Origin of the sequence: Duganella lactea, assembly GCF_009857505.1 — a bacterium.
In the GTDB taxonomy this organism is placed as follows: domain Bacteria; phylum Pseudomonadota; class Gammaproteobacteria; order Burkholderiales; family Burkholderiaceae_D; genus Rugamonas; species Rugamonas lactea.
In genome coordinates, this window is sequence record NZ_WWCP01000005.1 from 149124 (window position 1) to 163862 (window position 14739).

Sequence of the window (14739 nt, forward strand, 5' to 3'; positions counted from 1 at the left end):
ACCCGTCTCCCTGCGGGGCCTTTTTTAGCCCGCCCCTACATGGGGCGGTTTTTTTTAGGAGCAGCCATGTTTGCATCGACCCGCAAAGTCCGCGCCGCCGCTTGCGCCGTGGCCGTCGCCTTGCTGGGCGCGATGGCCGTCAGCGCGGCCCAGGCCAACGCCTTGCCGCACCTGCGCAAGCAGGGTAGCGCGACGCAGCTGATCGTTGACGATCAACCGTTTCTGATACTGGGCGGAGAGTTGAACAACTCGTCCGCCTCTAACCTGGAATTCCTGAATTCCCTGTGGCCGACCCTGAAGGCGGCCGAAGTCAATACCGTGCTGGCGCCGGTCGAATGGGACCAGATTGAACCGGCCGAGGGCCGCTTCGATTTCAGCGTGCTCGATGGCATGCTGAAACAGGCGCGCGCGAACAACACCAGGCTGGTGCTGCTGTGGTTTGGCGCATGGAAGAACTCCATGTCGACCTACGTGCCGGCCTGGGTGAAAAAAGACCTGCAGCGCTTCCCGCGCGCGCGTACCCGCGCCGGCGTCGCGCAAGAGATTCTGACGCCGTTCGCGCCGGCCACGCTGGCCGCCGATATCGCTGCCTATCGCGCCTTGATGGCCCACCTGAAGCAGGTCGATACGCAGCATACGGTGCTGATGGTGCAGGTAGAGAATGAAATCGGCATGCTGCCTGAGGTGCGCGACTACAGCGCCGCCGCCAACGCCGCCTGGCGCGCGCCGGTGCCGGCCGCGCTGACCGCCTATCTTGCCGCCAACCAGGCAACGCTGCAGCCGGCGCTGAAGTCGGCGTGGGAGTCGCGCGGCGCGCGCACCGCCGGCAGCTGGGCCGAGGTGTTTGGCGACACCGTCGAAACCGAAGAGGTGTTCCAGGCCTGGCACTACGCGCGCTTTGTCGAGGCGCTGACCGCCGCCGGCAAGGCGGTGTATCCGCTGCCGATGTATGTGAATGTGGCGCTGCCGCGTCCCGGCAAGCGTCCGGGCGAATACCCGAGCGCCGGGCCGCTGCCGCATCTGTTTGATGTGTGGAAGGCGGGCGCGCCGTCGCTGGATGTATTGGCGATCGATATCTACTTCCCCAACTTTGCCCATTGGGCCCGACAGTTCAAGCGGCCGGACAATCCGCTGTTTGTCCCCGAGGGCAATCAGGCCGACCGCAGCGACGCCGGCGCCGATGCTTTCTACGCCATCGGCGAGCACGATGCGTTTGGCTTCTCGCCGTTCGCCATCGATGAGGTCAAGGATGGCGGCTACTCGCTGCCGCAGGCTTTCCGCGTGCTGAAGCAGATTGCGCCGGTGATCAACCAGCATCAGGGCGGCGGCAAGATGCACGGCTTCAAGGCGCCGATGTCGTTTGACGGTGAAGTCGACACCGCGCCGCAGAAGGTGCGGCTGGGCGGCTACATGCTGACCGTCAGCTTCAACGCGCCGTGGGAGAAACTCAAACCCGCCGAGGTGCAGACGCGCGGCGGTCTGGTGATTCAGACCGGTGACGATGAATTCCTGGTGGCGGGCAAGGGTCTGACTTTTGTTTTCGGCAGCGAAAATGGCGATCTGGTCGGCATTGAGCACGCAGCCGAGGGCACCTACGAAAACGGCCGCTGGAAGGCGGGGCGCTGGCTGAACGGCGACCAGACCCACCAGGGGCGCCATATCAATTTGCCTGGCGATGGCTATACCATACAGCGTGTGAAGTTGTACCGCTATCGCTGAACTGAACTTATCGGAGTTAAACCATGAGCAATTCCCCCGTCATCACCGCCATGCAGGTCATCCCGGTCGCCGGCTTCGACAGCATGCTGCTCAACCTGTGCGGCGCGCACGCGCCCTACTTCACCCGCAACCTGGTGCTGCTGACCGATAGCGCCGGCAACACCGGCATCGGCGAGGTGCCGGGCGGCGCCGGCATTCTGGCGGCGCTGGAGCGCTCGGTGCCGCTGGTGGTGGGCACGCAGATCGGCCTGTACAACCGCACGCTGAACGCGATCCGCGCGGCCATCGGCGGCCAGCATCAGGTGACGTCGGCGGCCGAGGCGGAAGTGCTGAAGCAGCCGCACGAAATCAATCTGCGGCTGGACAACGTGGTCACCGCCGTCGAAGCGGCGCTGCTCGACCTGCTCGGTCAGCACCTGGGCGTGCCGGTGTGCGAACTGCTCGGCTCCGGCCAGCAGCGCGACAGCGTGCCGATGCTGGCCTACCTGTTCTACATCGGCGACCGCCAGCGCACCGACCTGCCGTATCAAAGCGGCGAAGGCCAGCGCGGCTGGTACCAGCGCCGCAACGAGGAGGCGATGACGCCGGCCGCCATCGTCGAACTGGCCGAGGCGACGGTGGAGAAGTACGGCTTCCGCGACTTCAAGCTGAAGGGCGGCGTGATGCCGGGCGCGGTGGAGATGGAAGCCATCGCCGCCATCAAGCGGCGCTATCCGGAGTCGCGCGTGACGCTCGACCCGAACGGCGCGTGGTCGCTGCGCGAAGCGATCGAAATCTGCAAAGGGCAGGGCCACATCCTGGCGTATGCCGAAGACCCGTGCGGACCGGAGAACGGCTATTCGGGCCGCGAGATCATGGCCGAGTTCCGCCGCGCCACCGGCATTCCGACCGCCACCAACATGGTGGCCACCGACTGGCGACAGATGGCGCACTCGCATCTGCTGGGCGCGGTCGACATTCCGCTGGCCGATCCGCACTTCTGGACCATGCAGGGTTCGGTGCGGCTGGCGCAGTTGTGCGAGCAGTGGGGCCTGACCTGGGGCTCGCATTCGAACAACCACTTCGATGTATCGCTGGCGATGTTCACCCACGCGGCCGCGGCGGCGCCGGGCACCATCACCGCCATCGACACGCACTGGATCTGGCAGGAAGGCCAGGAGCGCCTGACCAAGGAACCGCTGCAGATCGTCGGCGGCGCGGTGCAGGTGCCGAAGAAGCCGGGCCTGGGCATCGAGCCCGACCTGGACCGCATCGCCGCCGCGCACGAACTGTACAAAAAAGTCGCCACCACCGCGCGCGACGACGCCATGGCGATGCGCTATCTGGTCCCCGGCTGGACCTACTCGCCGAAGCGCCCAAGCCTGGGCTGAGCCACTGCCGTCACCGCCGCCACCACCGTCATTCCCACGAAAGTTGGAATCCATAGAACGCCAGAAGATACGTTCAAGCTAATCCGCAGCGAAGTTGGGTACAGCTTGTTGAGCTTCAATATCCTCCGGCGCATTCTGTCTAGAGTAAAAAGCATTTTCCACCACCTGATAGGGAGGTTCAAAGTGCCTTACGTCTACACCAAAGTCGAGGATCTGGAGGGGACGGAGCCCGTTGGAACGCGTCAGTGTGTTGCGCTTGTCCAGCACTACGCGAAGGTTCCCGTCTCGTCCGCCTGGCGAGAGGGGCTGCATGTGGTTGATGCCGCCACGCTGAAGAAAGGTACCGCCATAGCGACCTTTGTGAACGGCCGCTACCCCAACAGGGATCATGGCAATCACGCAGCCTTCTTCCTGCGATATGGTCCTAACGGCATATGGATAATGGACCAGTGGAAGCATGATAAAAAGACAGCGGTATCGTCACGGTTTATTCCACGGCGCGGCAAGACTAAGAGTGGCGCCTATGTTCGTCCGAGTGACAACGCGGATTCCTTCTTCGTCATCGAATAACAGGAGCAGACCATGTTTATCAAGAGACTGATGTTTGCGTCCCTGATTGTGTCCCCGATGCTGGTTTCAGCGGCAACAGTGCAGTGCCCGGCATTTATTCCTGCCTCCGCCATCCAGTTAAGTGACACCCAAGCTGGCTGGGTGCCCTATGTTGCATCGCCGTTGTATCTGCACGCCGCCGCACCAATGTCCGGACCGCCTGAAATGAAAGGCGACCTTGCAGACTTCAAGGAGTCGAGAAGCAAAAAGGAGTGGTCTTATACCTATGCCCTGGAAGGGACGTTCCCGCAAGGGAAATGGCTACAATGCACCTACGGCGAACGCAATCAGGTCACCTTGTCTCGCCGTCTGCCCGATGACACACAGGAGTGTAAATTCACTTACCGAAAGGGCGCGAAGGCCGGGCAGCACGATATAACGACCCTGTGCAGGTAGCATCACCGCGACCGAGCTTAGGTTAATCTGAGCAGCAAAGCTGCAATCAGTGAGGATTGCAGTATGCCGACACTGACGACCCATTTAACGATGTCGGTTCGGGTGTCGGCAATCTTGGCCTCAATCTCGGACTTGAGTATCGCGATCTTGTCGTCCGTTCGTTGCAGACGCGAGTCCAGAGCTTGTAGCTCTCGCATAATATCCGCAGTCATCTCGACGTGAATAGCAGCTTGGTAAATTCAACACGCTGCTCCATCTTTACGCTGCTGACCTGCTCCTGGTAAATCGACTGATCTGTGCAGCCCGTGCCCTTAAGCTTTGAGATTTGGTCTGCGAGACCCGCGACCTGCTCAACGGTCGAGGTGCGTGTGTAGCCGTATGTTGTCATACAGTTCCTTTCTATCAATAGGTTTTAGATGTGGTTAAATTATCAATAGTCTCTAAAATTAAGTGCCGTTTTGATAGTTTTTGGAGGGGGGGAGGCGACAGATCACTTGACCCTGCTCATCTGGTAACGTGGTAATGTTGCCTGTCGATTACCGATGAGTTTCCCAAGATTCGTTTGATATCCTTGAGCAAGTAGCTCAATAGCGTTTTATCCTTCGCTTTGATCAACGAAACTCATTGATTTATTAACCTTTTAGGAGATTTACGATGCATCTTCCAAGTGAACGAATTTATAAGGAGATGCGCTCCGAAGAGGTTGGCACATGGATTGTTCCCGCGAATGGAGGGAAAGAAACAGCTTTGCTAATTAAGGCTCCGACAAATGCTCTGAAGGCAATCGTTTCTGGCGCTAAAATGAGTATGGTTTACGCCTTCCAAGAGAGCTATCTTTGCAGTGCAATTCGGGTGTACGACGTACCTGAGGAACCTCTATTGTTGTGCAATATTCAAAGGCATGAAGAGGAACACTGCGCTCTTCGGAAAGTTGCATCCGTTGGAAAAACACCTATATTTCTTTTTAACGAGCTGGACGTTTGCGTTGCTTGGTCTGATGGCATTCTTTCGGAGGGTGACCGGATTGGATTGAATGAATTCTTGTCCAAGCACCCAATTCCGTATTCTGGCGAATACAGTGCAGAAGCAATTAAGGCCTTGGATAATTTCTGCTCAATCACAAACCAAATGACTGAGGTTCTTGCTTCCGATGTGATGGCTATTATTGAAACCCCTATTCAGTATGGAAAGTGGGTGTCGAATATGGTTTCCTTTGCTGGAAATAATGACCTACAAACGATTGTTTTAGATGATAGAGATGAAGGCGGAGTTTTAGAAAAATCGATATGGGCTTCACTTGAATCAGTTTTCCCTTTTGGTTTGCATAAATCGCCACAAGTTAAAATTGGGAAAAAGCAGCGAGAATTGATTGATGTTGTTGCCTTTTACCAATATGGAAGTTTCTTTATTGAAGCCAAGGACTTGTCCGTGTTCGCTGCTGGATTGGATCGAACGAGAGAACGAAGAGTGCTAGGTGTTCAAAAGCAGGCGGAAAAAGCGATAGGGCAACTAGTTGGGGCTTCGAAGACTGCAAAGAGAGGGGTAGAAGCATTCAATGCTAAGGGGAGTCAGATACCTCTTGTATTAGACAAGCCTCTTCACTGTATCGTCCTGCTGACGGAGCTGATCCATGAGGGTGACTGGACTGAAGTTGAAGACGCAATCCGCAGCGCAGCAATGGAAACAGGTGACTATTTTCATGTTTTCGACTTGCGTGAGCTGGTAATGCTTCTTAAATGCAGTAGCGGACAGGCGCATAGACTGGATTACAATCTCATGAAGCGATTCGAACGATTCGTTGAAGCAGGGACAATTCACATCCGCAGTAGACCTGCTCCGAAATAATTGCGGTTTTTGCTTTGCCCAGATCACTGCATATTACGGATCTTCAAGGAATGGTTCTGCTACTGTGGCGCCAGTCTTCCCAAAGCTGAAGTAGCAGGACTGGCATACGAAGTTGTCGAGGATGTTCTCATCGATTAATTCACCCAGCGCCGCGAGCCTGTAAGAATTTCTGTGTGAAACGGGGTCATGAAATAATACCGAAAGGGATGTTCCATGACCGACACGATGACCACCAAGAAACCCCGCAAGAAGAAAGAGCCGTATCCATTCCCAGTTGAGCTGATCGACCAGCTGCTGGCCCAAGTTCAGGACAAGAACGCCGAGTCTATCCTCGGTGAGTCTGGCTTGGTCGGCCAGCTCAAGAAGATGCTCGCCGAGCGGATGCTGGCGGCCGAATTGACACATCACTTGGCCAACGAGGACGCGACGAGCAAGAATCATAGAAACGGCACCACGCCCAAGAAGGTTCTGGCGCCGGGCGGCGAACTGCACCTCGACATTCCACGTGACCGCCTGTCCAGCTTTGAGCCGCAGTTGGTGGCCAAAGGCCAGCGGCGCATGCCGGGCTTCGATGATCATGTGATCAGCATGTATGCACGCGGCATGAGCGTGCGCGAGATCCAGGGGCACCTGTTGGAGCTGTACGGCACCGAGGTGTCGCCGATGCTGATCTCGACCATCACGGACGAGGTGATCGAGGAAGTCACCCAGTGGCAGCAACGTCCGCTGGAAACGATGTACCCGATTGTCTACTTTGACGCCTTGCGCCTGAAAATCCGCGACGAGGGCACTGTCAAGAACAAGGCCGTCTACCTGGCGCTGGGCATCCGCGCCGACGGCCGCAAGGAGGTGCTGGGGCTGTGGATCGAGCAGACCGAGGGCGCCAAGTTCTGGTTGAAGGTATTTAACGAGCTCAAGAACCGTGGACTGGACGATATCCTGATCGCCGTCGTTGACGGCCTGCGCGGCTTCCCTGATGCCATTGAGGCGGTGTATCCACAGGCACAGATCCAGACCTGCATTGTGCACCTGATCCGCAACTCGACCACGCTGGCGGCCTGGAAGGACCGCAAGGAACTGGCTGCGGCCCTGAAACCCGTCTACCAAGCCGCCAATGCCGACCTGGCCGCGGCGGCACTGGACGAATTTGAAGCCGGGCCATGGGGTAAGAAATTCCCGACCGTGGCGGCCATGTGGCGGCGCCAGTGGCAGCAGGTGATTCCGTTCTTTGCCTACCCGCCAGAGGTGCGCACCATCATATACACTACGAACGCCATCGAGAGCCTGCATATGCGCCTGCGAAAGATCGTCAAGAATCGTGGTCATTTCCCCAGCGATGAGGCGGCGACCAAGCTGCTGTTCCTGGCCTTGCGTAATATCGAAAAAGATTGGAAGATGCCGCAGCGGACTTGGAAGCTGGCGGCCAATCAGTTTGCCATTATGTTTGGCGAACGCTTCACAAACGCGATTAACTAAAACCCGGCCCCGCACACACAGAATTTCTTACACGTCCCGGCAAAGCGATAGTTCATTCGCCAGTATTTACCTGCTGCCTTCACAAGCAGGAACATGCCTTGTCCATCGGTGTACTTATCGCCTGCTGGCGCACCACTGTGTTTGACTTGGCGAACGAAGGTGTCCGTTAAGGCCATTGGTTTCTCCTGTTGGTACTTATTTGAGATTGGAAAGAAGTACCAACAAAAATGCCATGAAAATGTTGGTATCTGATGCTATCCGGTTGGAAAGCTTTGGACAAGAAAAAACCCGCTGCCCTATGAGGGGAGCGGGTTTCTTGGATTGGGTCGGATTGCGTAATACAGACTGTTGGTGCCCCGGGCCGGAATCGAACCGGCACGCCTTGCGGCGGCGGATTTTGAGTCCGCTGCGTCTACCAATTCCACCACCGAGGCAGGTGTATTGCAATGCGACCCGCATTATCACTCATTTGGAGGTGCCCCGCAACCCTGTCAGCCAATTTTGTCTTTTTGGTAAATTGTCCTGCTGGCGCACGTCTCTGGATTTCGCCGCCGGTTCGGCTCCAACAACGACAGCTCAAGCCGCCCTCTTCAGCGGCTGTTGCTGCTCCAGTAGCGCGAACAGCTGGTCTTTCGATAGGACGTACTGCTCCATCAGCACGCCCTGCAGTGCTTCGATTTGCCCGCGATAGTCGGCGATCGCGCGCAGGGTGTAGCTGTACAGCTCGTCCGCCTTGGCCTCTACCTGGCCGAGGCCGGCTTCCTTGTCCTTGAACTGGCTGTGGTCGATCTTCGAGCGCGAGTACATCGATAGTTTGTTGACCATCAGGTCCAGCATCGAGGTGGCTTTTTCGATGTCGTTCTGGCTGCCGACCGAGATGCCGCGCGCGCCGTAGAACAGTTCTTCCGCCGCCACGCCGCCGTACAGCTGAATGACGTCGTGTTCCAGTTCCTCCAGCGTGCGCAGGGCCATGTCGTCCGAGGCCGACAGCACGTAGCCGAGCGCGCCCAGCTTGGACACCGATTCGGTCGAGATCTTCAGAAACGGCGAGCGCGCCTTGACCTCGGCCAGCGTCATGCCGGCGCGTAGCCACGGGTCGATCTGCATGAAGAAGTGGCCCAGCTCGTGCAGGGCGACCCGTTCGCGCTGCCGCGTTTTCTCGGCGGTGGTGGCGCGGTCGGTCAGGCCGATGGTGGCGCGTTCGAAGGCGCGGAACATCAGGTCGGTGTTGATGATCTGCTTTTCCTGGATCGACAGCATGCTGGCGCGCTCGACCACTGTCTGCAGCAGGGCAGGGCTGAGGTTGGCGGTGATCTCGGCCACGTGGTCGAGATTCAACTCTTGCCAATCGACGCAGCCCTCGGCCTTGCGCGACAGGAAGGAGCGCAGCAGTTCGCGCCGCTCGTGCTTGTTCGGCAAGCGGAAGTTGATCTTGACCGAGAAGCGCCGCAGCATCGCTTCGTCCATGCGCGTCGAGCTGTCGTCGAAGTTGGAGGCCACCACCCAGATCACGCCGTCGCCCTGGTCGCTGCGCACGCCGTCGAGCAGGCCCAGCAGGGTGTTGGCGGTGTCGTCTTCCCATTTCTTTTCGCCACGGCCGCGCGGCATGAACAGGCTTTGCGCTTCGTCGAGGAAGATGATGCACTGGCCGCGTGCGCGCGCCTTGCGGTGCAGCGCGTGCAGCGCCTTCGAGCCGCCGCCGATGTAGCCCGATTCCAGCGCCGAGCCGGACGCCTGGATCAGCGGGATGTTGAGCCGCTTGGCCAGGTAGCCGGCCAGCTTGGTCTTGCCGGTGCCTGCCGGCCCGGTCAGCATGACGTTGAACGGTTTGTCGATGTCGTGTTCTTTGTACAGCGCGCGGTTGCGGATCATGTCTTCCAGGTGCAGCACTTCCTGCTTGATGTCGTCCATGCCGATCAGGTCGTCCATGCTGCCGCCCAACTGGTCCGGCGTGAGCACGGTGGCGTTCAGGCCCATGCCCGGCAGGCCCTGGCGCAGCAGGAACAAGGCCAGCCCGATCAGCAGGATGTCGACCAGGTGGCGCACCACGAAGGCGGCCACGTTGGCCAGCATGCTGACGTCGTCGTCCTGCATCACCGCCTTGTGCGACGCCAGATAGTCGTCGCGGGCGATGGCATAGGGCAGGTTGTTGCGCAGCAGGACTTCGCGCTCCAGGCTCAGGTGGGTGGTGCCCGGCACCTTGACCACATACAGCGTGTTGTCGTTCTTTAACTTGAACACGTAGCGCGGCGTTTCCGACTGCGGGGCGGCGATCAGCAGATAGGCCAGCTGCGCGCGCTTGGCCGGCAGCGCGGTGATCTGGGCGATGTCCTGGGTGCGCAGGATCGGGCTGCTGTCCTGGGGCACCTCGGCGCGCAGGCCCAGCAGCAGTGTCAGCGTGATGGTCATCGCCAGCACGGCGGCGCGGACGTAGTTGTTGCGCAGCGCGGTTTGAAGTTTATAAAAAGCAAACATAGTGCACCATCGGGAGCATGATGCCGGGGCTGGGCGCGAGGGTGGGGCGCAGCAGCTTGGGCCGCCGTGACCGGTGCGCGAACTGGAGGCGCAACCGGGTGGGATCGATTTGGTGCCTTGCGGCAACTCATTGCGCAACTATAGACCGGTTGGCGGGTTTTGTATCACGTCGGCCCGATAAAAAGCCGTGGCGTGCAACAGCGGCCGGGCGGCGCGCCGTTTATCGCGTTTTTTTGCGCTTGGTGGCCGCGCTTTTGCGGCTCGTCGCATGCGCCGGATGTTGGCGAAAAGGTTTGTTAATCTGCACATGTCCCCGCTGCATTGATCAAGCCAGCGGTGGCGCCCCGAAACCATACAACTCCAGGAGCACACCATGAAAACCATTCTGCTGAGCGTAGTCGCCGCCCTCACCCTGACCGCCTTGCCTGCTGTTCACGCCGACGATAGCGTCGATGTCAAAGCCCCGCGCGTGACCAAGCGCTATCTGATGGACCAGTCGGAATTCCGCCAGTACGCCAATCGCTACCAGCTGCAAAACGGCCAGCAACTCAGCTTCAAGCAAGTGATGACGATGCGCTACGCGATCCTCGATGACGGCCAGTATGTGCGCATTTACCCCACCTCGGCCAAAACCTTTGTGTCCGACGACGGCGTGCGCTTCGAGTTCCGCGACGAGGGCGAGACGGTGGCGATCACCGATTTCGCCAAGCTGCCGATGGCCAAAGTCGTCGCCGGCAGCCCGCTGATGATGGCGGCACGCCGCTAGTCGGCGCGGCGGTACAGGCGGAAGCGTTCCTCGCGGTCGGCCGGGCGCCGGCCTTCCCATAGCAGTTTCCATTGCTTGCCGCGGTGTTGCGGCGCGATCTCGCGGTCGTCGCGCAGGCGCGTGCTGTCTTGCAGCAGCAGCAGGTCGCAGCGGCCACCCTCGACGCCGACGAACGGCAACTGCCCGTAGAACGCGAACGAGGCGCGCTGCGCCGGGCCGACGTTGGTCTCGATGCAGTTCGTGCCCTGCGGCAGGTTGGCGGCGATCTGGTGTGCCACGCCGGCGTAGCTCTTGCTGTAGTTCAGTTCCGGCAGGAACAGCGTCGCGGACAGAATCCAGATCAGGATCAGTCCGCCCGAGGACAGCACCACCGCGCGCCACAGCACCGCCGGCCGGCGCGACACGCGCCAGTGCACCAGCGCAAACCAGCCCAGCGTGGCGGCCAGCGCCACGAAGAACGCCACCCAGCCCACCTCCGGCGTATAGCCCGGCACTAGCTTCAGCACATTCCTGGCGGCCTTGGCCGGCCAGCCGATCAGCTTGGCGCAATAGAAAATCCAGATGATGGCCGCGCACAGGGTCAGCGCCATCACCGAGAACCAGTCGATGGCGTTGATGGCGCCGCGCTTCATCGTCAGCAGGCCGAACGCGGCCATGATGGCCAGCGGCGGCAGCAGCACCAGCAACTGGCCCTGATCGGGCTGTGGATTGCACAGTGTCAGCACCAGGCCCATGGCCACGAAGGCCAGCGGCACCACGATGTGCAGCGCGCCGCGCTGGCGGCGCCAGGCCCACACGGCCCAGCCGGCAAACGGCCACGCCGGCCAGAAGAACCAGACCCCGACCCGGAAAAAGAATTTGACGGCGTTCCAGTTCGGCCATTCCAGTTGCAGCCAGTTCCAGCCCAGCCAGGCGTTCAGCGGCTGCTGGTGATACGGTTCCAGCAGTTGCGCCGGGATCAGCCACAGCGATGCGATGGCGCAGCCGGCCACGATCATCGCGGCCAGGTCGCGCACCGCGCGGATCGCCGGCTGTGCCAGGAAGCGGGTGCAGGCGAACAGGGCCAGCATCAGGCACACCGGCGCGATCCAGCCGCCGCTGAGCGTCATCAGGCCGACCGCCAGGCCGCTCAGGCCGGCGTTGCGCAGCGACGGCTTCTCCACATAGCGCACGGTGCGGTACAGCAGGAAGGCGGTGCTGGCCACCTGCAGCGCGGCGGGCGTGGTTTCGTGGCTGTGTTGCAGCAGGCCTAGGCAGCCGAGGTAGATCAGCACGGCGGCGTCGGCCAGCGTGCGGCCGAAGTCGTCCGGCTCGGGCTGGCCGCCGAAGGCCAGGCGTAGCGGTTGCGCGTCCTGGCGGCGGCCCAGGTGGAAGGTGGCGTACCACAGCGACAGCACGCCCAGCAGGAAGATGCCGATGGTCGATACGCGCGCGGCCAGCACGTCGCCCAGCAGCCAGCCGAACAGCTTGATGCAGACGGCGCCCAGCCAGTAGGCCAGCGGGCCTTCGTCCGGCGCCGACAGGCCGGCGATGTTGGGCCACAGCCAGTCCTGCCAGTTGCCGTGGGCCATGCTCCACATGATGCCGAAGCTGGCGGCATCGTCGTTCTTCCACGGCTCGCGGCCGATCAGGCCCGGCAGGATGTACAGCAGGCCCAGGGCATACAGGGCCCAGCGCGGTAAGGCCAACGTGGCGGCGGCGGCAAGACGGACTGGCTTCATCGATCGTGTGTTTTTAAGAGTAGAACCGGAGTATGACGGCATCAAACGAAAAAAGCAGCCAGAGGCTGCTTTTTTTAGCGAAGCGGCGGAGATTAGCCGGCTGCGACGGCGGTTTTCGAACCAACCGAACCGAACTTCTGGCGGAATTTCTCAACGCGGCCAGCGGTGTCGACGATTTTGTGTTTGCCGGTGTAGAACGGGTGCGATTCAGCCGATACCTCGATCTTGACCAGTGGGTATTCTTTACCGTTGAATTCGATTTTTTCGCGGGTGCCGATGGTCGAGCGGGTGATGAATTTGAAGTCGCACGACAGGTCGTGGAAAACAACTTCGCGGTAGTCTGGGTGACCTTCTGGTTTCATTGTGTAGCCTCGGTTAGTTTGGTAGCCAAACAGCACTTCGTCGGTCTTACCTGCTTCTCGACCCGATTGCCGCTCACTTGCCAGGGTTAAATTTAATGCGATCAGGGATTATACGCCCGTAAACGCAAACAGGCAACCGGAGTTGCCTGTTTGTTATTTTCGTCGTACCCGCCCGCGCCGGTACGACGGTTGGCGGTTTTTAGCCGCCGCGACGCATCATGTCGAAGAACTCGTTGTTGTTCTTCGTCGCGCGCATCTTGTCGAGGATGAACTCCATCGCTTCGATCTCGTCCATCGAGTACAGCAGCTTGCGCAGAATCCAGATCTTTTGCAGCTGGTCCGGCTTGATCAGCAATTCCTCGCGGCGGGTGCCGGATTTGTTCAGGTTGATGGCCGGGTAAACGCGTTTCTCGGCCAGGCGGCGCTCCAGGTGCACTTCCATGTTGCCGGTGCCCTTGAATTCCTCGAAGATCACGTCGTCCATGCGCGAACCGGTTTCGATCAGCGCGGTGGCGATGATGGTCAGCGAGCCGCCTTCCTCGATGTTGCGGGCGGCGCCGAAGAAGCGTTTCGGGCGTTGCAGCGCATTGGCGTCCACACCGCCGGTCAGCACCTTGCCCGAGGCCGGGATCACGGTGTTGTAGGCGCGCGCCAGACGGGTGATCGAATCGAGCAGGATGATCACGTCCTTCTTCATTTCCACCAGGCGCTTGGCTTTTTCCATCACCATCTCGGCCACTTGCACGTGGCGCGTGGCCGGTTCGTCGAAGGTGGAGGCCACCACTTCACCGCGCACCGAGCGCTGCATCTCCGTCACTTCCTCTGGACGCTCGTCGATCAGCAGCACGATCAGCGTGCAGTCCGGGTGGTTGGCGGTGATGGCGTGGGCGATGTGCTGCAGGATCACCGACTTGCCGGACTTCGGCGAGGCCACCAGCAGGCCGCGCTGGCCCTTGCCGATCGGCGCGATCAGGTCGATGATGCGACCGGTGATGTTTTCGCTGCCGTTGATGTCGCGCTCCAGGCGCAGCGGCTCGTTCGGGTGCAGCGGCGTCAGGTTCTCAAACAATATGCGGTGTTTCGACGCTTCCGGCGATTCGCCGTTGACCTTGTCGACCTTGACCAGCGCGAAATAGCGCTCGCCGTCTTTCGGGGTGCGCACTTCGCCCTCGATCGAGTCGCCGGTGTGCAGGTTGAAGCGGCGGATCTGCGATGGCGAGATGTAGATGTCGTCGGTCGAGGCCATGTAGCTGGCATCCGGCGAGCGCAGGAAGCCGAAGCCGTCCGGCAGCACTTCCAGGGCGCCGTCGCCGAAGATCTGTTCGCCGGATTTGGCGCGTTTTTTCAGGATCGCGAACATCAACTCTTGCTTGCGCAGGCGCGCCGCATTGTCGATATCGAGTCCGATGGCCATTTCCAACAACGCCGAAACGTGTAAGGCCTTCAATTCAGATAGATGCATATTGTTGAGTATCCCGTGACGGGAAAGTAAAGGTAGGGGAGGGGACTACGTGGGTTGTCTCGTATTATTCAGCGGCTGCCGCGAGCGCGGCGCCGCTGGTACAACGCAGCGCTATCTGGGTAGCTTACTTAGATATTGCTGTCGATGAAAGAGGTCAGTTGGCCTTTCGCCATCGCGCCGACTTTCTGCGCGGCGGCCACGCCGTTCTTGAACAGGATCAGGGTCGGGATGCCGCGGATGCCGAACTTGGCTGGCACAGCCTGGTTGGCGTCGACGTCCATCTTGGCGATCTGGATCTTGCCTTCGTATTCTTTTGCTACTTCTTCCAGGATCGGCGCGATGCTCTTGCATGGGCCGCACCATTCGGCCCAGAAGTCGACCAGCACAGGGCGGTCGGATTTGAGCACGTCGGCGTCGAAGGAAGCATCGGTAATGTGTTTGATATTTTCGCTCATATTTTCCTCAATCGAGGTGATGTCAGTAATAACGCCTGGGGACGGGCCTCAAACGCTGCATGGGCAGCAGTTGGGTGCCATTT

General features: G+C 59.9%; 14 protein-coding genes and 1 tRNA gene. 7 read left to right on the plus strand and 8 right to left on the minus strand.

Going from position 1 to position 14739, the window contains the following annotated elements:
• The first annotated feature begins 66 nt into the window (after positions 1-66).
• The 4 genes from GTP44_RS07255 to GTP44_RS07270 all read left to right on the plus strand — a co-directional run bounded on the left by GTP44_RS07255 (position 67) and on the right by GTP44_RS07270 (position 4094).
• Positions 67-1719 carry a GH35 family beta-galactosidase gene (locus tag GTP44_RS07255; RefSeq protein WP_161018887.1) on the plus strand — a complete coding sequence of 551 codons (1653 nt, stop codon included), beginning with the start codon at positions 67-69 and terminating at the stop codon, positions 1717-1719.
• A gap of 23 nt (positions 1720-1742) precedes the next feature.
• Positions 1743-3089 (plus strand): enolase C-terminal domain-like protein, encoded by a 1347-nt coding sequence (locus GTP44_RS07260; RefSeq protein WP_161018888.1) that lies wholly within the window; start codon positions 1743-1745, stop codon positions 3087-3089.
• A gap of 108 nt (positions 3090-3197) precedes the next feature.
• Positions 3198-3659, plus strand: coding sequence for a BPSL0067 family protein (locus tag GTP44_RS07265; RefSeq protein WP_229256812.1), 462 nt, complete (start codon positions 3198-3200; stop codon positions 3657-3659).
• Between the two features lie 12 nt (positions 3660-3671).
• Positions 3672-4094 (plus strand): STY0301 family protein, encoded by a 423-nt coding sequence (locus GTP44_RS07270; RefSeq protein WP_161018889.1) that lies wholly within the window; start codon positions 3672-3674, stop codon positions 4092-4094.
• Between the two features lie 208 nt (positions 4095-4302).
• Here the strand turns inward: GTP44_RS07270 and GTP44_RS28185 are convergent, their stop codons facing one another.
• Positions 4303-4482: a recombinase family protein gene (locus GTP44_RS28185; RefSeq protein ID WP_161018890.1), complete on the minus strand. Its 180-nt coding sequence runs from the start codon at positions 4480-4482 to the stop codon at positions 4303-4305.
• Between the two features lie 266 nt (positions 4483-4748).
• Between GTP44_RS28185 and GTP44_RS07280 the strand changes: the two genes are divergently transcribed.
• Together GTP44_RS07280 and GTP44_RS07285 are read left to right on the plus strand one after the other, a co-directional pair.
• The gene (locus GTP44_RS07280; protein WP_161018891.1) at positions 4749-5939 is read left to right on the plus strand and encodes a hypothetical protein; all 1191 of its coding nucleotides are present in this window, start codon (positions 4749-4751) and stop codon (positions 5937-5939) included.
• A gap of 225 nt (positions 5940-6164) precedes the next feature.
• Positions 6165-7415, plus strand: a complete 1251-nt coding sequence (locus GTP44_RS07285; RefSeq protein ID WP_202424020.1) for an IS256 family transposase — start codon at positions 6165-6167, stop codon at positions 7413-7415.
• Here GTP44_RS07285 and GTP44_RS27430 read toward each other — a convergent pair.
• From GTP44_RS27430 to GTP44_RS07295, 3 genes are all read right to left on the minus strand, one after another.
• Positions 7412-7591 (minus strand): Arm DNA-binding domain-containing protein, encoded by a 180-nt coding sequence (locus GTP44_RS27430; RefSeq protein WP_371867168.1) that lies wholly within the window; start codon positions 7589-7591, stop codon positions 7412-7414. The genes GTP44_RS07285 and GTP44_RS27430 overlap by 4 nt on opposite strands.
• A gap of 173 nt (positions 7592-7764) precedes the next feature.
• A tRNA-Leu gene (locus GTP44_RS07290) sits at positions 7765-7849 on the minus strand.
• 142 nt (positions 7850-7991) lie between these two features.
• A complete protein-coding gene (locus tag GTP44_RS07295) occupies positions 7992-9890 on the minus strand; it encodes an AAA family ATPase (RefSeq protein WP_161018893.1) in 1899 nt (632 codons plus the stop codon).
• 373 nt (positions 9891-10263) lie between these two features.
• On the opposite strand from GTP44_RS07295, the gene GTP44_RS07300 reads away from it, so the two are divergent.
• Positions 10264-10656 (plus strand): gel scht, encoded by a 393-nt coding sequence (locus GTP44_RS07300; protein WP_161018894.1) that lies wholly within the window; start codon positions 10264-10266, stop codon positions 10654-10656.
• Here the strand turns inward: GTP44_RS07300 and GTP44_RS07305 are convergent.
• From GTP44_RS07305 to trxA, 4 genes are all read right to left on the minus strand, one after another.
• Positions 10653-12377 (minus strand): ArnT family glycosyltransferase, encoded by a 1725-nt coding sequence (locus GTP44_RS07305; RefSeq protein ID WP_160989246.1) that lies wholly within the window; start codon positions 12375-12377, stop codon positions 10653-10655. The genes GTP44_RS07300 and GTP44_RS07305 overlap by 4 nt on opposite strands.
• Before the next feature lie 92 nt (positions 12378-12469).
• Positions 12470-12739: a type B 50S ribosomal protein L31 gene (locus GTP44_RS07310; protein ID WP_161018895.1), complete on the minus strand. Its 270-nt coding sequence runs from the start codon at positions 12737-12739 to the stop codon at positions 12470-12472.
• Between the two features lie 199 nt (positions 12740-12938).
• Positions 12939-14201: a transcription termination factor Rho gene (gene rho, locus GTP44_RS07315; protein WP_160989248.1), complete on the minus strand. Its 1263-nt coding sequence runs from the start codon at positions 14199-14201 to the stop codon at positions 12939-12941.
• Between the two features lie 128 nt (positions 14202-14329).
• Positions 14330-14656: a thioredoxin TrxA gene (gene trxA, locus GTP44_RS07320; protein WP_160989249.1), complete on the minus strand. Its 327-nt coding sequence runs from the start codon at positions 14654-14656 to the stop codon at positions 14330-14332.
• Between the last annotated feature and the right edge of the window lie 83 nt (positions 14657-14739).